Origin of the sequence: Burkholderia sp. KCJ3K979, from assembly GCF_016759955.1 — a bacterium.
In the GTDB taxonomy this organism is placed as follows: domain Bacteria; phylum Pseudomonadota; class Gammaproteobacteria; order Burkholderiales; family Burkholderiaceae; genus Burkholderia; species Burkholderia orbicola.
The window spans coordinates 1-22,648 of the sequence record NZ_JACFYV010000098.1 but is presented as its reverse complement, the minus strand read 5'-3'; the positions used below and the strand labels follow the sequence as shown (position 1 = coordinate 22,648).

Sequence of the window (22,648 nt, the reverse complement as noted above, 5' to 3'; positions counted from 1 at the left end):
GCGTCATTCCGGCTCCACCCACCCCCAAGCGACCGATACAACGCCACCGCCGCCAGCGCATGCTCGCGCTTGACCTGATTGAGCGAATCCGAATCCCGCAGATAGACCTCCTGCGCCGACAGCACATCCAGAAAATCCGTCGCGCCGCCCTTATAAAGCTGATTCGCCAGCCCAAGCGCTTTATCGGAAGCCGCCAATGCGCTACCCAGTCGCCGCGTTGCCTCATCGGAACTGACGAGATTCGCGCGCGCATCTTCGACTTCCCGCAGCGCTTGCAGCATCGTCTGCCGTAACCCGAGTTCCGACTCGCGCATCCGGCTTTCGCTCTGCGAGATATCGGCGGTAATGCGTCCCGCGTTGAAGATCGGGCTCGTCGCACTCAGCGCAGCACTGAACAGGTTATCGGTCAACGTCGGCAACCCGAGATACGAAGCTGCCAGAATCCCGTCCGTCAGGTTCAACGAGAACTTCGGATACCGCTCGGCCTTCGCCACGCCGACCTGCGCGGCACGCCGCTCAACCTGCGCATAGGCAGTCAGCACATCCGGCCGCCGCAACAACGCCTGCGAAGGCAGCGTCCCCGGCGCGCCAACTGGCGGCGCGGGAATCTCCCCCGCCTGCGCCAGCAAAAGCCGATCGACCGATTCCGGCGTCCGCCCCGAATACACGGCGATCAGATTGAGCTGATGCGAAATCTGCGCCTGCGTCGGCGGAATCCTCGCTTCGAGCGCATCGAGCTGGTTCTGCGCACGCGTCACGTCGAGTTCCGTCGACAGCCCGAACGCCTGCCGCTTGCGCGTGAGTTCGAGCGCATGCTGCCGGATCTTCGCGTTGTCCTGCAGGATCTTCAGTTCCTGCTGCGCCCAGCGCAGATCGACATACGCGGATGCCGCGTCCGCTGCAAGCGCGAGGCGCATCGCATCTTCCGCATGCTTTTGCCCGACCAGCTCCGCTTGAGCGGCCAGCAGATCGAGCCGTTCACCGCCGAACACGTCGGGCGACCAGCTCAGCGCAAGCCCCGCACCAGCCTGCCGCACATAACCGAGCGGCGGCGGCGTGTTCTGCCGCGCGTCGGCCGCATGCGCGGTCGCGTCGAGTTCGGGCAGCAGCACCGCGCGTTTCTGCACGGTCAGCGCCTGCGCCTGCTTCACGCGTTCGGCGGCGGCTTGCAGATCGAGGTTGCTGTCGAGCACGGTCGCGATCAGCCGGTCGAGCACGGGGTCGTGGAACTGCGCCCACCAGGCGGCGGCGTCGATGTCCGCGCGCGGCACGTCGGTATCCCACGCGGTGGGCGCGAGCGTCTGGACGGAGTCGTTCAGCGCCGGATGCTGCGCGGGCTGCACTGCACACCCGGCGGCGAATGCGCTGACGGCCAGCGCGACGAGTAGCTTCTTCATGATGACGATTCCTTGGCCTCAGTGCGCGTCCGGCGGCGGCGCGTTCAACGTAATGGGTTTGGAAAACACGACGGCGAGCAGCGCGACGACGAAGCACAGCGACAGCGCGTAGTACGCATCCGCATAGGTGAGCGTCAGCGCTTCGCGATAGATCAGCCGGTGCAGGTTCGCGAGCCCGGCCTGCGCGGTGTTCAGCGTATTGCCGGCCACCGAGCCCCAGTACTCGGCCTGGCGATCGAGCAGCGACGCGACCTGCGGCTCGCCGGCGCTCACGTGCTCGTTGAGGCGCAGATAGTGGAAATTCAGGCGGTCGTTGAGCATCGTCGCGCTCACGGCGATACCGATCGCGCCGCCGAGGTTACGCATCAGGTTGAACAACCCGCTCGCCGATTTCAGGCGCGACTGAGGCAGCGAACCGAGCGCCATCGTCACGATCGGCGGCACGCTGAACTGCTGGCCGATGCCGCGCAGCGCCTGCGGCAGCAGCAGTTCCTGCCAGCCCCAGTCGTGTGTGATCGGCGTGTACAGGTAGCAGCCGAGGCCGAAGCAGATCAGCCCGAACACGAGCAGCGCGCGCATGCTGACGTAGCGCGCGGCGAACGCATACGCACACAGCGCGATCAACTGGAATGCGCCGACCGACAGCAGCGCGATACCGATCTGCAGCGAGCTGAACGCACGCACCTGCGCGAGAAACAGCGGCGTCAGGAACACGGTCACGAAGATGCCGATGCCGGTCACGAACGACAGCAGGCTGCCGATCCCGAAGTTGCGCACGGCCAGCGCGCGCAGGTCGACGATCGGGTCTTTTGCGGTCAGCGCATGCACGATGAACAGGAAGCCGCAGATGCCGGAGATCCACGCGCAGATCACGATCGCGTCGTCGCCGAACCAGTTCTTGCGCGGGCCTTCCTCGAGCACGTATTCGAGGCAGCCGAGGAAGCCCGACATCAGCGCGATGCCGAGATAGTCGCCGCGCTTGATCAGGCTGAGATCGGGTGCGTCGATATGCACGTAGCGCGGCACCAGCGCGGCTACCGCGATGCCGGGCACGAGGTTCAGGTAGAACAGCCAGTGCCATGACCATTGGTCGGTGATCCAGCCGCCGATCACGGGGCCGATCGCCGGCGCGAGCGACGCGAGCGCGCCGATGGTCGTCGACGCGATCAACCGCTGCCTGCCGGGGAACAGTACGAACGCGGTGGTGAACACGGTCGGGATCATCGCGGCGCCGAGCGCGCCCTGCAGCCCGCGAAACAGGATCATCGAGTTGATGTCCCACGCGAGCCCGCACAGCATGCTGGTGATCGTGAAACCGACGGCCGACGCGGCGAACAGCCAGCGGGTCGACATCACCTTCGACAGCCAGCCCGACATCGGGATCACGATGATCTCGGCGATCAGGTACGCGGTCTGCACCCACGACAGTTCGTCCTGGCTCGCGGACAGTCCGCCGCCGATGTCGCGCAGCGACGACGCGACGATCTGGATGTCGAGCGTCGCCATGAAGAAGCCGACGCACATCAGCGCGAACGCGAACACGCGCTGTTTGGTCGGTTGCGACGCGGGGTCGCCGGAAAACGCGGTGGTCATCGTCGGCTCCCGCTCAGTTCTTGTGATCGGTATGCACGGTCACGACCGCGGACAGGCCGGGGCGCAGCACGTGTTTGATGCCGGGCTGCGGATCGAGATGCACGCGCACCGGCACGCGCTGGACGATCTTCGTGAAGTTGCCGGTCGCGTTCTCGGGCGGCAGCACGCTGAAGGTCGCGCCGGTCGCGGGCGCCAGGCTGTCGACGCGGCCATGCAGTCGCGTGCTCGACGCATCGAGCGCGACGTCGACGCGGTCTCCCGCGCGCATCTTGCGCAACTGGTCTTCCTTGAAGTTCGCGTCGATCCACAGGCCGGAGGCCGGCACGACCGTCAGCAGCGGTACGCCGACGTTCGCGAGCATGCCGACGCGGCCCGTGCGGTTGCCGACGTAACCGTCGACCGGCGAGCGGATCGTCGTGTATTCGACGTTGAGCGCCGCGACGCGCTGCGCGGCGAGCGCGGTGTTCACGCGGGCCCGCGCATCGGCGAGCTGCGCGCCGAGCACGTCGAGCTGGCGCTTCGACGCGAGCAGCGCGGCGTCGCTGCGTTCGACGGCCGCGCCGGCCTTCGAGTAGTCGGCATCCGCGCGCTCGACGATCTGGTTCGATACGGCGTCCGACTTCACGAGTTCGCGGTAGCGCACGCGGTCCGACGCGGCGCGCGTCAGTTCGGCGGACGACGCGTTCTTGTCGGCCGCGTGCTGGCCGATCACCGCGAATTGCAGTTGCTGCTTCGCTTCGAGTTCGGTCACGGCGGAGCGCGCGCTGTCGACTTCGGCGCTGGCCTGCGCGAGCTTCGCGTCGTAGTCGCGCGCATCGAGCTGCACGAGCACGTCGCCGGCCTTCACGCGCTGGTTGTCGGTCACGAGGATCTTGTCGACGAAGCCGTTGACCTTCGGCGCGAGCACGGTCACGTCGCCGCCGACATACGCGTCGTCGGTGCTTTCCTGAAAGCGCAGCACGAACAGCCAGTCGAGCGCGGCGGCCGCGACCACGACGACGACGGCGCCCACCGCGATGCGCATCCACGGCACGCGGCGTTGCTGCTTGGCGGGCCGTTCGGTTGTGGCTGCTTCGCGCGACGAGGCAGCGTCTTGGGTCGTATCCATCGATTCACCTATGTATATGCACTTATCAAAACGATCGACAGCACGACGTCGATCGGGGAAGGGGTCAGCGTTCCGGCAGGTTGTGCGTGATCCGGAACAATTCGTCTCTCAGTCGGGCCGCCTGCGCCGACCCGAAGCACCGCTCGAACGCTTCCTGCGCGGCGAGCCAGTGCACGTGCGCATCCGCCACCTTCGTTTCGCCGTGCGCGGTCAGCGCGAACGTCTGACCGCGGCATGGCGGCTCGATCCGCCCCGTCACCAGCGCCGCGCCGACGAGCGGCTTGAGCGCGCGCAGCAGCGCGGTGCGTTCGATCACCAGCACGTTCGACAGCGTCGCCATCGTCAGGCCGGGCCGGTCGCGCAGCAGCGCGAGGATGCTGTATTGCGACGGCGTGACGCCTGCCCGCGACAGGTAGCGCTCATAGAACTGCGAGATCCGCCGGGCGGCTTGCCGGACCGCGAAGCAATCGTCATCGGTGAGCGTGGTCTTGTGCATGTGCACATGTTAGGTGGCGAGGTGGCGCGAAGCGAGGGGCGCGGCGGGATCAGATTGGTGCCGTGGCTGTATCAATCGGCGTCGGAAACGCGCATTCGCGCGCCCGGCGTTACGCCGCTGCCGGAACGATCCAGCCTTCGCGGTCGCAGTACGCGGCCGTGTGGTCGATGAACGCCTTCACCTTCGCGGGCAGCAGCGCGCGGTTCGCGTACGCGAGCTTGATTTCGACGAACGCGTCGACGAGATCGGCGTCCTCCAGCAACTGCACGAGTGCGCCCGACGCGAGTTCGGCCTCGACGAGCGTTTTCGGGACGACGCCGATGCCGAAGTCGTGCATGACCATTTCGCGGTTGAACACGGGGCTGTTCGACGAGATGTCGAAACGGAACGGCACGGTGAGCAGGTTGCCGTCGACCCGGAACGACAGCGCCGGGCGGCGCAGCGACGGCGAGATCGGCACGAACGGATGATTGGCGAGGTCGGCCGGCGTCTCGGGGCGCGCATGTGCTTGCAAATACGCGGGCGTCGCGACGATCACGACCGGAATGCGCTCGACCAGCCGCACGACGGTCGATTCGCTCGTCAGCATGTACGGCACGACGATGCCGATGTCGTAGCCTTCGCCGACCAGATCGACCGGGCGCTCGGTCAGCGTGACGTCGAGGCGCACGTTCGGATGCGCGCTCTTGAAGCCGGCAATCAGCGGCACGAGCCGGTTCAGCGCGGCCGTCGTATGCGCGACGAGGCGCAGCAGGCCTTCGGGCTCGCGCGTGTGCGTCTGCGCTTCCACTTCCAGCGCGTCGAGCTCGTCGAGCACGGCCGCGCAACGCTCGTAGATGCGCTCGGCCGTTTCGGTCAGCGATACCTGGCGGGTCGTCCGGTGCAGCAGCCGGCTGCCGAAACGCGCCTCCAGATCCGCGACCGCACGCGATACGACCGGCCGCGCGAGGCCGTGCATGTCGGCGGCGCGCGTGAAGCTGCGCATTTCCACCACGGACCGGAAGATGCGCAGCTTGTCGATGTAGTCCATGTCCGTCTCCTTGACGCGATGGCCGGCCGCCGGCCGCTGTTACGGCGGAGTGTACATTGACTTTATGCATATGCACATATAGATTGCCGAACATGAACGACACCTCGATTGCCCAGGCGTGCAACTGTCTCGCGCTGCGTCAGGCGGCGCGCTTCGTCACGCAACTGTACGAACGCCATCTGGCCCCGGTCGGCGTCACGCCCGCCCAGTTCTCGATCATGGCGAACCTCACGCGCCATCCCGGCCTGCTGATGAGTGAGCTCGCCGAGATGCTCGTGATGGATCGCACGACCTTGCTGCGTGCGCTGAAGCCGTTGCAGCGCGACGGTTTCGTCTCGACGGCGGCGTCGGAGCACGATGCGCGTGCGCATGCGCTGCACCTCACGAAGCTCGGCGAACGCACGTTCGCGCAGGCAAAAGTCGCGTGGCAGGCCGCGCAGGACGAATTCGACATGCAGTTCGGCCGCGAGCGGGCGAAGGCGTTGCGCAATGAGTTGTTCAGCCTGACGGCGGAACGCTAGGCGAGGGGCGGACGGTTCGGTGGGACGACCAATTGGTGCGGAATTCGAGCCATTGGTCGCCGTCGAAGCATCGGATCGTGAAAATTGGTTCTATTGAAATCCGATTCGATCAAAATCTGGACAGTTTTTATTTCCAGTCGTAAAGTCCTCTGACTGAGTTCATGAGCCGGCGCCGCCGCCGGTAGGCGTCACGAGGAGCAACCGATGCTGCAGTTGAGCGACCGCGACGACGCGATGTTGCGTGGGGATTTCGGCGACGGCGTCGCCCGCGCGATGCGGATCGTCGCGCGCACCGCGCAAGTGATGTCCGCGCCGCACCTGATCGACATTACGTCTGCCCATATCGACGGCTGTCTGTATCACGGCCAGACGAGCCTCGACTTCGTCGACTATTTCGTCGACACGGGCGCGAAGGTCGCGGTGCCGACCACCTTGAACGTCGGGTCGCTCGACCTGATCCATCCCGAGCTGTACCACGGCGACCGTACCATCCAGCGCGATGCGCAGCGCCTGATGGACGCGCATTTGCTGCTCGGCTGCGAATCGAGCTTCACCTGCGCGCCATATCAACTGAAGAATCGTCCCGCACTAGGCGAGCAGATCGCGTGGGCCGAATCGAATGCGATCGTGTTCGCGAATTCGGTGCTGGGTGCGCGCACGAGCCGCTACGGCGATTTTCTCGACCTGGCCGCGGCAATCACCGGGCGGGCGCCGTATGCAGGGCTGCATGTCGACGCGAACCGCGCCGCGCGGATCGTGTTCAATGCGCCGGATTTCAGCGGCCTGCCGTCGCGTGACATCTATTTCGCCGCGCTTGGCCTGGCGGTCGGCAAGATCGCGGGGGCGGTCGTGCCGGCGATCGTCGGGCTGCCGGCCGACACCACCGAGGACGAACTCAAGGCGCTCGGCGCGGCCGCCGCGTCGAGCGGGGCCGTCGCGCTGTTCCATGCGGTCGGCGTGACGCCCGAGGCGCCGACGCTCGACGCCGCATTGCACGGGCACACGGCGCAACGCACGGTCGATATCACGATGGCCGATCTCGACGAGATTCGCCGCACGCTGAATCACGGCGCAGCCGGCGACGCGCTCGTCGCGGTCGCGCTCGGCACGCCGCATTTTTCGCTGGCCGAATTCCGCACGCTCGACACGTTGCTCGACGCGTTCGACGGCAAGCCGGCCTGCGATTTCTACGTGAACACGAGCCGCTTCATTCTGTGGGAACTGGAGGAAGCCGGCCTCGCGGAGAAATTCGCCGCGCGCGGCATCCAGATCGTCGTCGATACCTGCACGTACATCACGCCGGTGATGAAGCAGTTGTCGGGGCTGGTGATGACCAACTCGGGGAAATGGGCGTCGTATGCGCCCGCAAACATCGGCGTGACGGTGGCGTACGGCAGCATGCGCGAATGCGTGCGGTCCGCGTACGAAGGCAAGGTGCGATTCGATGACTGAAGCGACGGACACATTCTTGACGGGCGACACGCTCGTGCCGGGCAGCGCGTGCGCGCGGCCTTTCGTGCTCGACAAGCCGCTCAGCTTCTGGGGCGGCTACGACTCGGGCGCGGGCAGGATCGTCGATCGCGGGCATCCGCAGGCCGGCGCGAGCCTCGCCGGCAAGGTGATGGTGATGCCGCACGCGAAGGGATCGAGTTCGAGCAGCAGCGTGCTCGCGGAAGCTGTGCGCAACGGCACGGGGCCGGTCGGGATCGTGCTGAAGGAACGCGACCTGATCATCTCGATCGGCGCGATCGTGGCCGCCGAGCTGTATGCGATCGCGGTGCCGGTGGTGTGCGTGAGCGACGATGTGTATGACGCGATCGTCGCCGCAACGGGCGACGTGCGGATCGAAGCGGGCGAGGGGGACGGCGGCGCGCGGATTTATCTGGGCGCTGATGCTCGTTCGGGCGGATCCGGTTTGACCTGAACGACCGGCGCGCGCTGACGGTGAGTCAGGCGGTGGCCGCGGCGATGCGATCCGGAGCGAGCAGCGTCGTTCGCCGCGCGGTAGCCGCACCTGTCCCGGTCAGATGAAGCGCACGTGTCGGGTTTCTTCCTGCGTGAGCGACAGCGCTTGAGCCGCCGCGTTCATTTCGCGTTTGCCGCCCGGCTGCGCCAGTCTTCTGATTTCGGGCCACACGATCACGCCGAACAGGATGCGCAGGATCGCACTCAGCACGCACAAGCCGATTACGCTCGCGCTGATCAGCGCAAACACGTCGAACGTCGATTCCATGCTGAGCGTCACCACGGATACGATTCCGCTGACGACGGCCGCGCCGATCACGCAAATGAGCATGACGAAAAGGTCGGTTCGGGCGCCGGCGACTTTGGCGGGGCGCAGCAGATAAGCCGAACCGTCGGTCATGTTGCGAATGCCGTAGACGCTCTGGCGATCCTGGTCGCCGACATAGGCGACATTCAATCGATCGCCATCGGCGATGAACAGGCGCGTCGTCCGGTTGGTCCTGAACACGAGGGGGGACGCGAGCGAATCGAGTTTGAGCGTGATTTCCTCGATACTTTGCGTCGTCGTGCCCAGGTTGTTGCTCCAGACCTTCGTCTCGATCGATTGCTGGCTGATTGCCGTCACGCGGCCGGATACGGTCTGCATGTCGTGGTTCGTCATGGGCCGCTGCGCTCCGCGCTGAAACCGGACGGTTCGCCTAGCCAGCAATCCTGGGCTTCGCGTCGCTGCGGCTGGAAGATCAGGTCGGACAAGCCGCCGATGGCGACCAGGTCGCCCACCAGACCGACGATGGACACGACGGTGGCCAGTGCAGAGGTGAACGCCCAACCCGAATGGAGTGCCGCGGCAGCGGTACCCAGGCTCAGCACGACCAGGCACGACGCCCAGGCGAGCAGCGACAGGTTCCGTCGCTTTTGCGCGCGCACGTCGTACGGCGCGATGGCAAGGCTGCCGCTCCTGATCCACGCGATCCGGCGACGGCCGCGATGCTCGAATGTGCAGGCGCGCACCGACATGCCGGGCCTCAGTTTCTCGATCTGCTTGAATGCTTCTTCGTCGACGTCGTTGGCCGTGACGAAGTAGCAGACGTTCTGCATCGTCAAACGGTATGGCGGGTTCTTCCTGACATTGGCCTTGACTCGGATGAGGTTGGTATCGACGCGGTCGATCGTGGCCTCGATCAGGGTGGTGCGATTGGGCATGGGTCGGAGAGGGCGCGGGTCCGCGCGACGTCGTTTTGATGTGGCGCCCATCATACGCCACCGCTTTCGGCCGACCGTCCGGCATTGCCGGGCGACGGGTTGCCCGGCGCGTGGCACTGAATTCGCGCGCAGCCGCCCCCGCACCCGCACCGTGCCGCCGGCGGCGGTTCGGCGTTATTCGCGCCGGTGCCGGGTCACTGCCGACGCCATCACCTCGCAGCCGCTTCCCGAAATGCGCTCGGCGTCTGCCCGGCCCAGCGCCGGAACGCGCGCGTGAAATTCGCCGGGTCGGTGAACTGCAGCCGTTCGGCGATCGTTTTCAGATCGAGATCCGACGCGGCGAGCAACTGCCTGGCGTCGCGAAACCGCGCTTCGTCGAGCAATTGCCGATAGCTTGATCCGGCTTCTTCCAGCCGGCGCCGCAGCGTGCGCGTCGACACGAGCAGCGCGTCGGCGAGCATGTCCGGCCCCGGATAATCCCCGGCGGCGCGCGCCAGTTCCGCCCGCACGCGCTCGACCAGATCGCCTTCCTCCTGCCGCACCTGCGCATATTCGCGTTCCACCTGCACGAGCGCCTGCCGGTGCGCGACTTCGTCGGCGAGCGGCAGCGGCCAGTCGAGCACGTCGCGCGCGATCCACAGCGCGTTGGCCGCGCAGCCGAATGCCACCGGCGGCAACTGGTCGCGATAGCGTGCGAAATACGCGGGCTCCGGCCACGCGAATTGCAGCCTGATCGGCGGTGATGCGCGGCCGGACCATTGCGAGATGTTCTGCGCGAGCCCCGTCAGCACGAATTCGAACATCACGTGGTGCTGCAGCACGGGGTTCGCCTGCACGCCGTGCAGTTCGAGCGTCGCGCCGCGCGCGTCTTCCGCGTAAGTCAGCCGGTATTGGCGATTCCGCATCCGGAAGTAGCGCTGCGTGACCGACAGCGCTTCGCGGATGTCCCGCGCGGTCAGCGTCGCGTAGCCGAGAAAGCCGTGCACGGTCGGTTTCAGCAGCAGCCCGAACGCGAGCCCGATGCCCGGATCGCCGCCGATTTCGATCGCGTTGAGCACCAGCCGCCCCCATTGCGACGGCGCGACGCGCGCGTCCGGTTGGGCCAGCACCGCGTCGCGCAGGCCCGTGCCGGCCCGCACGGCGGCCAGGTCGACGCCGCGTGCGGCCAGCGCCTGCAGCAGCAGGCGTGTATAGGCGACCGGAATGGTCGGGCGGCGCAGCCCGAGGCGATCCTTGCGAGACGGGGAAGTCATGTCGATTTGGCCGGAAATGACAAGCATTATGGCTGTTTGCCCCCTCACGTTCAAGGCGGCGCGCGCCTACGATGGCAGGCATCGCTTATTGGCCGAATCATCATGACGACACCCTTTCCCCACCTGCTCGCCCCGCTCGATCTCGGCTTCACGACGCTGAAGAATCGCGTGCTGATGGGCTCGATGCACACCGGCCTCGAGGACAGCCGCAAGACGCTGCCGCGCCTCGCTGAATATTTCGCCGAGCGCGCGCGCGGCGGGGTCGGCCTGATCGTGACGGGCGGCTTCGCGCCGAACGTGGCCGGCTGGACCAAGCCGTTCGGCGGCACGCTGATGACGTCGGCCGCCGCGCGCCGGCATCGCGAGATCACCGGCGCCGTGCACGCGGAGGACGGCAAGATCGCGCTGCAGATCCTGCATACGGGGCGCTACGGTTATCACCCGTTCGCGGTCGCGCCGTCGAAGATCAAGTCGCCGATTTCGCCGTTCGCGCCGCACGAACTGAGCGCGCGCGGCGTCGAGCGGCAGATCCGCGCGTTCGTGCGCTGCGCGACGCTCGCACGCGAGGCCGGTTACGACGGCGTCGAGATCATGGGCTCCGAGGGCTACCTGATCAACCAGTTCATCTCGATGCATACGAACAAGCGCACCGACCAGTGGGGCGGTTCGTACGAGAACCGCATCCGCCTGCCGATCGAGATCGTCGAGCGCACACGCGAAGCGGTCGGCCGCGACTTCATCCTGATCTACCGGCTGTCGATGCTCGACCTGATTCCGGACGGCAGCGACTGGAGCGAAACCGTGCAGCTCGCGAAAGTGGTCGAACGGGCCGGCGCGACGATCATCAACACGGGGATCGGCTGGCACGAGGCGCGCGTGCCGACGATCGCGACGTCGGTGCCGCGCGGCGCGTTCGCGTGGGTGACGAAGAAGATGAAGGGCGAGGTCGGCATCCCGCTCGTGACGACCAACCGGATCAACCGGCCCGAAGTGGCCGAGCAGATTCTCGCGGACGGCTGCGCGGACATGGTATCGATGGCGCGCCCGCTGCTCGCGGATGCCGAGTTCGTCGTCAAGGCCGCGCAGGGCCGTGCCGACGAGATCAACACCTGCATCGGCTGCAATCAGGCGTGCCTCGATCATGCGTTCAAGAACAAGATCGCGTCGTGCCTGCTGAATCCGCGCGCGTGCCACGAGACGGAGCTGAAATACACGCCCGCGCCGCAGCCGAAGCGCATCGCGGTGGTCGGCGCGGGGCCGGCCGGGCTCGCGTGCTCGACCGTGCTCGCGCAGCGCGGCCATCAGGTCGACCTGTTCGACGGCGCGGCCGAGATCGGCGGCCAGTTCAACATGGCGAAGCGGATTCCGGGCAAGGAGGAATTTCACGAAGCGCTGAGCTACTTCGGCCGGCAGGTCGAACTGACCGGCGTGAAACTGCACCTGAACCGCCGCGTCGATGCGAGCGACCTGATCGCGGGTGGCTACGACGAGATCGTGCTCGCGACCGGCGTCGCGCCGCGCGACCCGAAGATTCCGGGGCAGGACGGGCCGAACGTGCTCAGCTATATCGACGTGCTCGCGGGCAAACAGCCGGTCGGCCGGCGGGTCGCGGTGGTGGGCGCGGGCGGGATCGGCTTCGATGTCGCCGAATATCTGGTGCAGGACGGCGAGTCGCCGGCACTCGATCTGGATGAGTGGAAAGCCGAGTGGGGCGTGACCGACCCGGCCACGACGCGCGGCGGCGTGACGCGTGCGCAGGTGTCGGCGCCGGCGCGGGAAGTGACGCTGTTGCAGCGCAAGGCCGCGCCGCTCGGCAAGGGGCTCGGCAAGACGACCGGCTGGATTCACCGTGCGACGCTGAAGATGAAGCAGGTGAAGATGATCGGCGGCGTGAACTACGAGCGGATCGATGCGCGCGGGCTGCATGTGTCGTACGGCGAGCAGCGCACCGACCACGAACTGATCGAAGCCGACACGATCGTGCTCTGCACGGGGCAGGAGCCGCAGCGCGCGTTGCTCGCACCATTGCAGGCGGCCGGGCGCTCGGTGCACCTGATCGGCGGCGCCGAACTGGCCGCCGAACTCGATGCGAAGCGCGCGATCGATCAGGGTGCGCGGCTGGCGGCGCGGCTGTAACGGGCGGGTGCTGCGACGGTCATTCGGCTGATCGTCGCGTGGCGATGAGCGGCTTGAGCGACGGTTCGCGGCTTGCCGCCTGATGCGCCGATTCGCTGGAACAGAACAATAACGAGCCGCCGCGCCACCATGCAATATGGCGGCGCGAGCCCGGCAGACCGTGCCCGCGATCGGCCGGCGCGGCTCAGGCCGCTTCGGCCCGCTCTTCCTCTTCCGCTTCGAGCATCGCCTTGACGATCAGGTAGATGGCCGGCAGGTCATCATCGTCGCGGCGCCAGTCGACCGGCTCCTCGACGTCTGCGGCAACCAGCCGGCTGCCACGCAGCCGGATGAATGCGTCGACGACGGCCGGATCGTTGCGGTTCAGGAAGCCGGGATTCGAGAACGCCAGCTCCTCGACGTTCAGCAGCGCCTGCCAGCTCATCGTGCGCACGGCCGCCGGGTGAGTGCGGCGGCGCAGACCGAGCGCCCGCTGCGCGGGGCCGCCCGCGACACGCTGCAGATCGACGACCGCCCGCTGCGCGGCGCGCTCGAAGTGGACGGGATTGAAGCCGGGTTGCTCGGGATCGAATGCGGAAGCCTGGAACATGGTCGCCTCACAAAAGTCCGTTCGTCTGTGGATGACGGAATTCGGGTCAAATGGTGCAAAAGCACTGTAAATATATACAGTGTTCAGCGCGGTTTCAAGCCCCGAATGCAGAATTTCGTGCGTCGGCGCCCGGCGCTCGACGCTCGACGCGGGCGATCGCATCGATCGGGCGGACGATCTACACCGCCGCCGCAATCGTCTCCCGCAACCACCGGTGCGCCGGATCGCGATGCACGCGCTCGTGCCACAGCATCGACATTTCATAGCCGGGCACCTCGACGGGGGCGTCCACCACACGCAACGCGGGCACGTCGCGCACCAGCCGCTCGGGCAGCATCGCGACGAGATCGGTGCTCGCGACGGCCGACATCACGAACAGGAAGTGCGGCACCGACAGCACGACGCGCCGCGTGGCCCCTGCCTTCGCGAGCACTTCGTCCGTCACGCCGAAGAAGCCGCCGCCGTCGGGCGACACGATCACGTGTTCGAGCGTGGCGAACTGCGCGAGCGTCGGGCGCCGCTTCAGCTTCGGATGACCGGCGCGGCCGATCAGCACGTAGCGCTCGACGAACAGCGGCAGGCGCCGCATGCCGGGCGGCGACCCTTCGGTCGTATGAAAAGCCAGGTCGATGCCGTTTCGTTCGGCATCCTGCTCGATGCGCGGCGGCACGAGTTCGACGACGGCCAGCCGCGTGCCGGGCGCGGTCGAACGCAGCGTGCGCAGCGCGGGCAGCACGATCGTCGATTCGCCGTAGTCGGTCGCGGCCACGCGCCACGTGTGCGTCGCGGTCGCGGGATCGAACGGCGTGGCCGGGATCACCGCGCGCTCGACCGCTTCGAGCGCATCGCGCAACGGCTCGCGCAGCGCTTCCGCGCGCGCGGTCGGCCGCATCCCGCGCGGGCCGGGCAACAGCAGGGGATCGCCGAACACGTCGCGCAGTTTCTGCAGCTGCACGCTGACCGACGGCTGCGACATGTTCAGCTTCTCGGCCGCGCGCGTGACGTTGTGCTCGGCAAGTAGCACGTCCAGCGTGACGAGCAGGTTCAGATCGAGCCGTCTGAGATTATTCATGGCTATACCTGGGATATCAGGAATTCATTTCAAATATACCGTTGAAGGCCGCATCCTGCAGTCATTCAATCCACGGAGTGACGAACATGAATGTGCTGATCGTGTATGCCCATCCCGAACCGCGTTCGCTGAACGGCGCGCTGCGCGATTTCGCCGTCGCGCATCTCGAAGCGGCCGGCCACGCGGTGCAGGTGAGCGACCTGTATGCGATGAACTGGAAGGCGACGCTGGATGAGAACGACGTGACCGATCGCGCACCCGATGCGCGGTTCGATCCGTCGCTCGATTCGAAGCGCGCGTTCGCGGCGGGTACGCAAAGCGAAGACATCGCGCGCGAGCAGGACAAGCTGAAGTGGGCCGACGCGGTGATCCTGCAGTTTCCGCTGTGGTGGTTCTCGATGCCGGCGATCATGAAGGGCTGGTTCGAGCGCGTATATGCGTACGGTTTCGCGTACGGCGTCGGCGAACATTCCGATACGCACTGGGGCGACCGCTACGGCGAAGGGATGTTGGCAGGCAAGCGGGCGATGATCGTCGTCACGACGGGCGGGTGGGAGTCGCACTACAGCCGGCGCGGCATCAACGGGCCGATCGACGACTTGCTGTTCCCGATCCAGCACGGCGTGCTGTATTACCCGGGGTTCGACGTGCTGCCGCCGTTCGTGATCTACCGGACGGGCAAGATGAACGCCGCGCGTTTCGACCAGACGTGCACGGCGCTCGGTCAGCGTCTGAACGATCTGTGGACCACACCGCCGATTCCGTTTCGCCGGCAGAACGCGGGCGATTACGAGATTCCGGCGCTGACGTTGAAGGAGGACATCGCGCCGGGGACGGTGGGGTTCGCCGCACACTTGACCGCCTGACGGTTACTGCGCACCCCGCTGCAGAGGAGGCACGGACAACCGCCGCCAACCGCAAGATGCCAAACGCGGAATGCAAACGACCCGGGCGGCCTGCGTGACATCGCCGGCCGCCCGGGTCGTGCTTCTCGTGGCATCTCGTGGCACCTCGCGGCCGTGGGTCACGGCCGCGATTCACCGTCGCTTACCGATCGTCGTCCCGCACCGAAGACGGATGCCGGCACAGCGCCCGCACCTCCATCTCCATATACGGAAACAGCGGCAACTGGCTCAGCACGTCATGCAGCTGCTGCACGCTTTCGACGTCGAAGATGCTGACGTTCGCATACTGCCCGGCGATTCGCCACAGATGGCGCCAGACGCCTTCGTTCATCAGCCGCTGGCACATCGCCTTTTCTTCGGCCTTCAGCGTGGCCGCCTTCACCGGGTCCATGTCCGCCGGCAGGCGAACGGTCATTTCCACATGAAACAGCATCCTGCACTCCTTGCGTTGTCGATTCGTCGAACGGGAAGGGCGCTCACGCCTGCGCGCGGGCCCGCTCGACTTCGCTGCCCGGCACGTCCTGCTTGTCCTTGAGCAGCGAGAAGTCGAAGTCGATCAGCGCGAACTGCCCGTCGACGCCGTACGGCTTGCCTTCCGCGCCCTCCGCCTGCCTGACCGGCGGGATCAGCCCGTCGCGCGTCGCGAATGCGAAGTCGTCCCACAGATGCGGATCGCCATCGATGTTGATCTGCGTCGTCAGCTTACGATAACCGTCCGCCGAAACGAAGAAGTGGATGTGCGCCGGACGATGGCCGTGGCGGCCGAGCTGGTCGAGCAGTTGCTCGGTCTTGCTGCCCGGCGGCACGCTGTAGCCGACCGGCAGCACGCTGCGGAAGCTGTAGCGGCCTTCGGCATCGGTGCGGATCGAGCGACGCAGGTTGAACGCGGGCTGCGACGGGTCGAAGTACGAGTAATTGCCCAGATGGTTCGCATGCCACACCTCGACCAGCGCGTTCGCGAGCGGCGCGCCGTCCTGGCCGAGCACCCGGCCACGCATGATCAGCGTCTGGCCCGGATCGGTGCCGTCGTCGAGCCGCGCGTGGCCGACCGATTCCGGCGCGCCGGCGACGTACAGCGGCCCTTCGATCGTGCGCGGCGTGCCGCCCTGGATGCCCGCCTTTGCCTCGGCTTCGTCCATCCGCACGTCGAGGAAGCGTTCGAGGCCGAGGCCCGCGGCGATCAGCCCGAATTCGCGGCCGGCTTCGTTCAGGTAGTTCAGGGCCGTCCAGAATTCGCTCGGCTGCACGTCGAAGTCCTCGATCGTGTAGCAGAGGTCCTTCACGATCCGGTTGACGATCGCGCGCACGCGCGGGTTGCCGGGCTTCTCGGCGGCGTCGTCGAAGGTCTTCAGCAGGGCGTCGATGGCTTGCTTGTTCATCTGTGTCTCCGGTGTCGGTTGTCGTGTGGGGATCAGCGGGCGCCGCGTCGCATCCGTTCGATGCGGGCCCAGTCGAAGGTGATGCCGAGGCCGGGCGCCGCCGGCAGATGCAGCTTGAAATCCTCGTAACGCAGCGGCTCGACGAGGATCTCCTCGGTGAGCAGCAGCGGGCCGAACAGTTCGGTGCCCCATTTCAGCGAGTCGAACGTGCTGAACAGTTGCGCGGACGCCATCGTGCCGGCCGCGCCTTCGAGCATCGTGCCGCCGTACAGTTCGATGCCGGCCGCCGCGGCGATCGACGCGACGCTCGCCGCGCCCTGCAGGCCGCCCGATTGCGCGATCTTCACCGCGAACACGTCGGCCGCGCGATCCTGCGCGAGCGCGAACGCATCGACGGGGCCATGCAGCGCCTCGTCGGCCATGATCGGCACCTGCGCGAGCTGCGTGAGGCGTTTCAGCCCCGCGCGGTTGGTCGCGGCGATCGGCTGCTCGACGAGGCTCACGCCGGCGTCGGCCAGCCGCGCGCCGGCCCAGATCGCGTCGGTTTCGCTCCACGCCTGGTTCACGTCGACCCGCACGTCGCCGCGCTCGCCGAGCGCGCGCTTGATCGCGACCACGTGCGCCACGTCGTCGGCGACCGCGTTCGAGCCGATCTTCAGCTTGAACGCGCGATGGCGGCGGGCGTCGAGCATCGCTTCGGCTTCCGCGATGTCGCGTTGGGTATCACCGCTCGCGAGGGTCCACGCGACATCGACGGCATCGGTCCGGCGGCCGCCGAACAGCTCGGACAGCGGCACGCCGAGACGCCGCGCCTGCGCGTCGAACAGCGCGGTCTCGATCGCGCACTTCGCGAAGCGGTTGCCCTGGAACAGCTTGCGCGCCCGCGCCAGCGCGGCGCCCGGACGTGTCGCATCCAGGCCCTGCAGCAGCGGCGCGAAGTACGTGTCGATGTTGACCTTGATGCTTTCGGGGCTCTCCTCGCCATAGGCGAGGCCGCCGATGGTCGTCGCCTCGCCGACGCCTTCGATACCGTCCGTGCATCGAATGCGAACCAGCACGAGGGTCTGGCAATTCATCGTCGCGACCGACAATTTGTGGGGCCGGATCGTCGGGACGTCGACCAGCAGCGTGTCGATGCGTTCGATGGTGGCGGCAGTTGCTATCATGCGATTCCTCCTGTTGGTGCACATGGTAGGAATTCCCGCCCCGCGTCGTCCAACACTCTTTCCGACTACTTCCATACCTTTGAGGCATGAAATGGAATTGCGTCAGCTCCGTTACTTCATCGCCGTCGCCGAGGAAATGAACATCACGCGGGCGGCGGAGCGGCTGCACATGACGCAGCCGCCGCTGAGCCGCCAGCTCCAGGCGATCGAGGAGGAGATCGGGCTGCCGCTGTTCGAGCGCGGCGCGCGGCCGCTGAAACTGACCGATGCCGGGCGCGTGTTCTATGCGCAGGCGAAACGTCTGGTCGACCAGGCCGACGAACTGGGGCCGCTCACGCGGCGGCTCGCGCAACTGTCGGAGCGGATCGTCATCGGCTTCGTGCCGTCGGCGCTGTACGGCGCGCTGCCGGACGTGATCCGTGCGTTTCGCGAGGCGCAGCCGGACGTCGAGCTGTCGCTGATCGAAATGTTCACGCTCGAACAGCTCGGCGCGCTGAAGGGCGGGCGGATCGACGTGGGGTTCGGCCGCCTGCGCTTCGACGACGACCAGCTGGTGCGCGAGGCGCTGATCGAGGAAAAGCTGATCGCGGCGCTGCCGGTCGGGCATCGGCTCGCCGATCCGGCCCGGCCGCTGACGCTCGCGGATCTCGCGAACGAGACGATGATCGTCTACCCGAGCACGCCGCGGCCGAGCTTCGCCGATCAGCAGTTGTCGGCGCTGCGCGACGGCGCGGTCGTGCCGGCGGCCGTGCACGAGGTGCGCGAGTTGCAGACGGCGCTCGGGCTCGTGGCCGCGCAGGTGGGCGTGTCGCTGGTGCCGGAGAGCGTGGAGGGCGTGCGCGTGAAGGGCGTCGTCTACCGGCGGCTGCCGGAGCCGGGCGCGACGTCGCCGATCATCATGAGCCGCCGGCTGCACGGCGAAAGCGCGGCCACGGCGGCGTTTTGCGCGATTGCGCGGGAGATGATCGTGCCGGCGGCGTGACAGTCGCGGCGTTCACGTTATAAATTGCAACTAACGGCCGGGTCCGGGGCGCGCCGCCGAATTCGGAACGGGCAGTGCGACGAGATGTCGTTCCGGCACCGTCAAGGCTGGCTGGCAAGCCGTCGTGTGGTGAGCGCGGTGCGCAAAAGCGCAGGGCGCCGACGGACGGTCAAGCCTGACGCTTCGCGTCGAGCGTTTCTGACGGCGATTCGCCGAACCTCTCCCGATACGCGATCGCGAACCGGCCCAGGTGGGTAAACCCGCAATCGAGCGCGATATCGGCAATTCGCCGGTCGGATGCCGCGCCGCGCAGCAGTTCGCGCGCGTGCGCGAGCCGCGTCGCGCGCAGGTATTGCATCGGGCTCATCCCGCGGAATTGCAGGAACGCATCGCGCAGCGTCCGTTCGGGCACGTTGGCGGCCTGGACGATATCGGCGAGCTGCAGCGGCTGCGCGTAGTGTGCATCGACGAACTCCTGCGCGCGCCGCACGAAACCCGGCGCCGGGTCGCGGTGCGCCGCCTGCAGCACCGACGGCGGATGGCCTTCGATCAGCAGGTCGATCAACAGATGCTCGAGTTGCGACGCGACCCGCGGGTTCGCGTTCGCACGTTCGAGCAGCTCGGGCGACCGCGCGACGAGCATCAGTTGCTGACGCCACGCGGCGAGTGCGGTGTCGCTCACGTGCAGCACCGGGTCGAGCATCGCGCGCGGGTCGCCGGTCAGCGCGCCGACGGTCGCCGCGTCGATGCGCAGCACGAACTGCTCGCAATCGGCCGACAGCACCGCGTCGAAGCGCTCGCCGGGCGCGCACAGCACGCCGGTCTGGCCATCGACGCCGAGTTGCCGCCCCATCGCGCGCACTTCGGCCTGGCCGGACAGGCAGAACATCAGCAGGTAGTAGCCGTCGACGGCATCGACCTGCACGCGCATCGCGTCGCCGAACGCGATCGTGCCGATCCCGAGCCCGCCCAGCCTGACGAAATCCATGTGCGACGCGCCCCGCACGCGGCCGCTCGGCAGCAGCGCGTGCGGCTGCATCACGCGCGAGATCCGCTCGCGCGTTTCGTCGAGATCGCGGGATTCGAACAGCCGGTGCGCGCGCAGCGCGAGCGGCTCGAACGACGTTGGGGACATGGGCCTGTGCCTTGGTATGGACGACGCGCGCTTCGATCCGACGAATGGGTCGCGATCGTGCGGCGGCCGCGTGTGCCGCCATGCTAGCGCAGAAATCCGCCGAAAGTGGATATTGCGCCGCCGCAATCGCACTTTCCGGATAGACGCCGAATATTAGCTTTTCAAAAATCGGCTCCATGCATTCAACGCAACGGAACCACAAGGAGTCCGACATGGAGCAGACAGAATCGCCCGTCGTTTTCGCCGCGCGCGGCGACGCGTCCGACGTGACCTTCCCGCACGACGACGGCTCGCGCGTGCCGTACAAGGTGTTCAGCTCGCGGGCGGTCTACGATCGCGAGCAGGAACGCATCTTCCGCGGGCCGACGTGGAATTTCGTCGCGCTCGAAGCGGAAATTCCGAACGCCGGCGACTTCAAGAGCACGTTCGTCGGCGACACGCCGGTGGTCGTCACGCGCACCGAGGACGGCACGCTGTCCGCGTGGGTGAACCGCTGCGCGCACCGCGGCGCGCAGGTGTGCCGCAAGTCGCGCGGCAACGCGAGTTCGCACACGTGCGTGTATCACCAGTGGAGCTTCGACAACCAGGGCAACCTGCTCGGCGTGCCGTTCCGGCGCGGCCAGAAGGGGATGACCGGGATGCCGGCCGATTTCGACCCGAAGCAGCACGGGCTGCGCAAGCTGCGCGTGGACAGCTATCGCGGGCTCGTGTTCGCGACCTTCAGCGATGAAGTGGCGCCGCTGCCCGAGTATCTCGGCGAGCAGATGCGCCCGTGGATCGACCGGATCTTCCACAAGCCGATCGAGTATCTCGGCTGTACGCGCCAGTATTCGAAGTCGAACTGGAAGCTGTACATGGAGAACGTGAAGGACCCGTATCACGCGAGCATGCTGCATCTGTTCCATACGACCTTCAACATCTTCCGCGTCGGGATGAAGGCGCGCTCGATTCCGGATGCGAACCACGGGCTGCACAGCATCATCACGGTGACGAAGACGGGCGACGATACGTCGGCCGCGTACAAGCAGCAGAACATCCGTTCGTTCGACGAGGGCTTCCATCTGGAAGACGAATCGATCCTCGATCTCGTGTCCGAATACGACGAGGACTGCACGAACCATATCCAGCCGATCTTTCCGCAGCTCGTGATCCAGCAGATCCACAACACGCTGGTCGCGCGGCAGATCCTGCCGAAGGGCCCCGACAACTTCGAGCTGATCTTCCACTTCTTCGGTTACGCGGACGACACGCCCGAGCTGCGCGCGCTGCGCATCAAGCAGGCGAACCTCGTCGGGCCGGCTGGCTACATCTCGATGGAGGACACCGAAGCGACCGAGCTCGTGCAGCGCGGCACGGTGCGCGATGCCGACGCGACGTCGGTGATCGAGATGTCGCGCGGCAATCCGGACCAGCAGGACACGGTGATCACCGAGAGCCTGATCCGCAAGTTCTGGGTCGGCTACCAGAAGCTGATGGGCTATTGAAGCGGGAGCAAAAAATGACGGAAGACATGAAGACGTGGTTCGAGATTTACATGCTCCAGAACCGCTACATCGGGCACCTCGACAACGACCGGCTCGAACACTGGCCGGAGATGTTCACCGAGGACTGCACGTACGAAATCGTGCCGAAGGAGAACGCCGATCTCGGGCTGCCGGTCGGGATCGTCCACTGCACGAACCAGCGGATGCTGCGCGACCGCGTGGTGTCGCTGCGGCACGCGAACATCTACGAGGAGCACACGTACCGGCACATGACGTCGGGCCTGACGATCGTCGCCGAACGCGACGGCGAGTTCGATACGGAGAGCAATTACGTGGTCGTGCAGACGCGCAGCAACGGCGAATCGAACGTGTACCAGGCCGGCAAGTACTACGACACGGTCGTGCGCACGCCCGACGGCTGGCGCTACAAGACCAAGCGCGTGATCTACGACACGTCGCGCGTGCAGACGCTGCTCGCGACGCCGATCTGACCGCTCTGACCGCTCTGACGAAGCAAGGAACCGACATGACCGAAGCAACCCTGGCCGAGTGGCATCCGCTCGGCGCTTTCGACGAATTCTCCGAAGACGAACCGGCGGCGCGGGTCGCCGGCCAGAAGCCGATTGCCGTGTTCCGGATCGGCGACGAACTGTTCGCGATGCACGACCTCTGCACGCACGGCCATGCGCGGCTGTCCGAAGGCTATGTGGAGGACGGCTGCGTCGAATGCCCGCTGCACCAGGGGCTGATCGACATTCGCACCGGCGCGCCGAAGTGCGCGCCGATCACCGAGCCGGTGCGGACCTATCCGATCCGGATCGTCGACGGGCAGGTGGAAGTCAATGTCGGCTGATCCGTTCGTGATCGTCGGCGCCGGCCACGCGGCGCGGCGTACGGCAGAAGCACTGCGCGAACGCGATGCAACGGCGCGCATCGTGATGATCGGCGCGGAGCGCGAGCTGCCGTACGACCGGCCGACGCTGTCGAAGGACGCGCTGCTGACGGACGGCGGCGAACGGCGCGCGTTCATCCGCGATGCCGCGTGGTACGACACGCAGCGTATCGAGCTGCGGCTCGGCACGCGGGTCGACGCGATCGAGCGCGACGCGCGGCGGGTGCGGCTCGACGACGGTGCGACGGTGCCGTACGGCAAGCTCGTGCTCGCGACGGGCTCGCGCGTGCGCCCGTTCGGCGGGGCGATCGACGAAAGTGTCGCGGTGCACTACGTCCGCAC

At 66.8% G+C, this 22,648-nt stretch carries 24 protein-coding genes; 10 read left to right on the top strand and 14 right to left on the bottom strand.

Features of this window, described 5'->3' with window-relative positions:
- The 5 genes from H3O04_RS20585 to H3O04_RS20565 all read right to left on the bottom strand — a co-directional run.
- On the bottom strand, positions 1-1,397 hold a 1,397-nt coding region (locus H3O04_RS20585), incomplete at its 3' end, for an efflux transporter outer membrane subunit (RefSeq protein WP_202588345.1).
- An 18-nt stretch (positions 1,398-1,415) separates the two neighbouring features.
- On the bottom strand, positions 1,416-2,990 hold the full coding sequence (locus H3O04_RS20580; protein ID WP_012338532.1) for a DHA2 family efflux MFS transporter permease subunit: 1,575 nt from the start codon (positions 2,988-2,990) through the stop codon (positions 1,416-1,418).
- A gap of 13 nt (positions 2,991-3,003) precedes the next feature.
- Positions 3,004-4,098, bottom strand: coding sequence for an HlyD family secretion protein (locus H3O04_RS20575; RefSeq protein WP_012338531.1), 1,095 nt, complete (start codon positions 4,096-4,098; stop codon positions 3,004-3,006).
- Between the two features lie 64 nt (positions 4,099-4,162).
- Positions 4,163-4,594, bottom strand: coding sequence for a MarR family winged helix-turn-helix transcriptional regulator (locus tag H3O04_RS20570; protein ID WP_012338530.1), 432 nt, complete (start codon positions 4,592-4,594; stop codon positions 4,163-4,165).
- A 109-nt stretch (positions 4,595-4,703) separates the two neighbouring features.
- Positions 4,704-5,624, bottom strand: a complete 921-nt coding sequence (locus tag H3O04_RS20565; protein WP_012338529.1) for a LysR family transcriptional regulator — start codon at positions 5,622-5,624, stop codon at positions 4,704-4,706.
- Between the two features lie 92 nt (positions 5,625-5,716).
- On the opposite strand from H3O04_RS20565, the gene H3O04_RS20560 reads away from it, so the two are divergent.
- The 3 genes from H3O04_RS20560 to H3O04_RS20550 all read left to right on the top strand — a co-directional run bounded on the left by H3O04_RS20560 (position 5,717) and on the right by H3O04_RS20550 (position 8,069).
- Entirely contained in the window at positions 5,717-6,145 is a 429-nt protein-coding gene (locus H3O04_RS20560; RefSeq protein WP_012338528.1) for a MarR family winged helix-turn-helix transcriptional regulator, read from the top strand.
- 204 nt (positions 6,146-6,349) lie between these two features.
- A complete protein-coding gene (locus H3O04_RS20555; protein ID WP_202588344.1) occupies positions 6,350-7,597 on the top strand; it encodes an aconitase X in 1,248 nt (415 codons plus the stop codon).
- Entirely contained in the window at positions 7,590-8,069 is a 480-nt protein-coding gene (locus tag H3O04_RS20550; protein ID WP_202588343.1) for an aconitase X swivel domain-containing protein, read from the top strand. Before H3O04_RS20555 ends, H3O04_RS20550 begins: the two co-directional genes overlap by 8 nt.
- 99 nt (positions 8,070-8,168) lie before the next feature.
- Here the strand turns inward: H3O04_RS20550 and H3O04_RS20545 are convergent, their stop codons facing one another.
- The 3 genes from H3O04_RS20545 to H3O04_RS20535 all read right to left on the bottom strand — a co-directional run bounded on the left by H3O04_RS20545 (position 8,169) and on the right by H3O04_RS20535 (position 10,593).
- Positions 8,169-8,771 (bottom strand): hypothetical protein, encoded by a 603-nt coding sequence (locus tag H3O04_RS20545; protein ID WP_202588342.1) that lies wholly within the window; start codon positions 8,769-8,771, stop codon positions 8,169-8,171.
- Positions 8,768-9,313: a hypothetical protein gene (locus H3O04_RS20540; RefSeq protein ID WP_226132273.1), complete on the bottom strand. Its 546-nt coding sequence runs from the start codon at positions 9,311-9,313 to the stop codon at positions 8,768-8,770. The genes H3O04_RS20545 and H3O04_RS20540 overlap by 4 nt, the downstream gene beginning before the upstream one ends.
- A 209-nt stretch (positions 9,314-9,522) precedes the next feature.
- On the bottom strand, positions 9,523-10,593 hold the full coding sequence (locus tag H3O04_RS20535) for an AraC family transcriptional regulator (RefSeq protein ID WP_202588341.1): 1,071 nt from the start codon (positions 10,591-10,593) through the stop codon (positions 9,523-9,525).
- A gap of 75 nt (positions 10,594-10,668) precedes the next feature.
- On the opposite strand from H3O04_RS20535, the gene H3O04_RS20530 reads away from it, so the two are divergent.
- The gene (locus tag H3O04_RS20530) at positions 10,669-12,702 is read left to right on the top strand and encodes an NADPH-dependent 2,4-dienoyl-CoA reductase (protein WP_202588340.1); all 2,034 of its coding nucleotides are present in this window, start codon (positions 10,669-10,671) and stop codon (positions 12,700-12,702) included.
- A 184-nt stretch (positions 12,703-12,886) separates the two neighbouring features.
- Here the strand turns inward: H3O04_RS20530 and H3O04_RS20525 are convergent, their stop codons facing one another.
- Positions 12,887-13,291: a DUF2471 family protein gene (locus H3O04_RS20525; protein ID WP_006479558.1), complete on the bottom strand. Its 405-nt coding sequence runs from the start codon at positions 13,289-13,291 to the stop codon at positions 12,887-12,889.
- A gap of 178 nt (positions 13,292-13,469) precedes the next feature.
- Positions 13,470-14,363: a LysR family transcriptional regulator gene (locus H3O04_RS20520; RefSeq protein ID WP_069230805.1), complete on the bottom strand. Its 894-nt coding sequence runs from the start codon at positions 14,361-14,363 to the stop codon at positions 13,470-13,472.
- A gap of 86 nt (positions 14,364-14,449) precedes the next feature.
- Here H3O04_RS20520 and H3O04_RS20515 point away from each other — a divergent pair, with 86 nt between their 5' ends.
- Entirely contained in the window at positions 14,450-15,229 is a 780-nt protein-coding gene (locus H3O04_RS20515; RefSeq protein ID WP_202588339.1) for an NAD(P)H-dependent oxidoreductase, read from the top strand.
- 181 nt (positions 15,230-15,410) lie between these two features.
- Here H3O04_RS20515 and catC read toward each other — a convergent pair whose 3' ends face one another.
- The 3 genes from catC to H3O04_RS20500 are packed head-to-tail and all read right to left on the bottom strand — an operon-like array spanning position 15,411 to position 17,813.
- The gene (catC, locus tag H3O04_RS20510; protein WP_006479534.1) at positions 15,411-15,701 is read right to left on the bottom strand and encodes a muconolactone Delta-isomerase; all 291 of its coding nucleotides are present in this window, start codon (positions 15,699-15,701) and stop codon (positions 15,411-15,413) included.
- A gap of 43 nt (positions 15,702-15,744) precedes the next feature.
- The gene (gene catA / locus H3O04_RS20505; protein ID WP_077180002.1) at positions 15,745-16,647 is read right to left on the bottom strand and encodes a catechol 1,2-dioxygenase; all 903 of its coding nucleotides are present in this window, start codon (positions 16,645-16,647) and stop codon (positions 15,745-15,747) included.
- Positions 16,648-16,679: 32 nt separating this feature from the next.
- Positions 16,680-17,813 carry a muconate/chloromuconate family cycloisomerase gene (locus H3O04_RS20500; RefSeq protein WP_202588338.1) on the bottom strand — a complete coding sequence of 378 codons (1,134 nt, stop codon included), beginning with the start codon at positions 17,811-17,813 and terminating at the stop codon, positions 16,680-16,682.
- 91 nt (positions 17,814-17,904) lie between these two features.
- Here H3O04_RS20500 and H3O04_RS20495 point away from each other — a divergent pair, with 91 nt between their 5' ends.
- The gene (locus H3O04_RS20495; RefSeq protein WP_202588337.1) at positions 17,905-18,795 is read left to right on the top strand and encodes a LysR family transcriptional regulator; all 891 of its coding nucleotides are present in this window, start codon (positions 17,905-17,907) and stop codon (positions 18,793-18,795) included.
- A gap of 169 nt (positions 18,796-18,964) precedes the next feature.
- Here H3O04_RS20495 and andR read toward each other — a convergent pair whose 3' ends face one another.
- Positions 18,965-19,930, bottom strand: a complete 966-nt coding sequence (andR, locus tag H3O04_RS20490; protein WP_202588336.1) for an anthranilate 1,2-dioxygenase regulatory protein AndR — start codon at positions 19,928-19,930, stop codon at positions 18,965-18,967.
- 212 nt (positions 19,931-20,142) lie between these two features.
- On the opposite strand from andR, the gene andAc reads away from it, so the two are divergent.
- From andAc to H3O04_RS20470, 4 genes are all read left to right on the top strand, one after another.
- On the top strand, positions 20,143-21,414 hold the full coding sequence (gene andAc, locus H3O04_RS20485; protein WP_027811470.1) for an anthranilate 1,2-dioxygenase large subunit AndAc: 1,272 nt from the start codon (positions 20,143-20,145) through the stop codon (positions 21,412-21,414).
- A gap of 14 nt (positions 21,415-21,428) precedes the next feature.
- The gene (gene andAd, locus H3O04_RS20480; protein WP_011548235.1) at positions 21,429-21,905 is read left to right on the top strand and encodes an anthranilate 1,2-dioxygenase small subunit AndAd; all 477 of its coding nucleotides are present in this window, start codon (positions 21,429-21,431) and stop codon (positions 21,903-21,905) included.
- 35 nt (positions 21,906-21,940) lie between these two features.
- Positions 21,941-22,267 carry an anthranilate 1,2-dioxygenase ferredoxin subunit AndAb gene (andAb, locus tag H3O04_RS20475; RefSeq protein WP_006479527.1) on the top strand — a complete coding sequence of 109 codons (327 nt, stop codon included), beginning with the start codon at positions 21,941-21,943 and terminating at the stop codon, positions 22,265-22,267.
- Positions 22,257-22,648, top strand: a 392-nt coding sequence (locus H3O04_RS20470; protein WP_202588335.1) for an FAD-dependent oxidoreductase, incomplete at its 3' end; no start/stop codon positions are given. The genes andAb and H3O04_RS20470, both read left to right, overlap by 11 nt.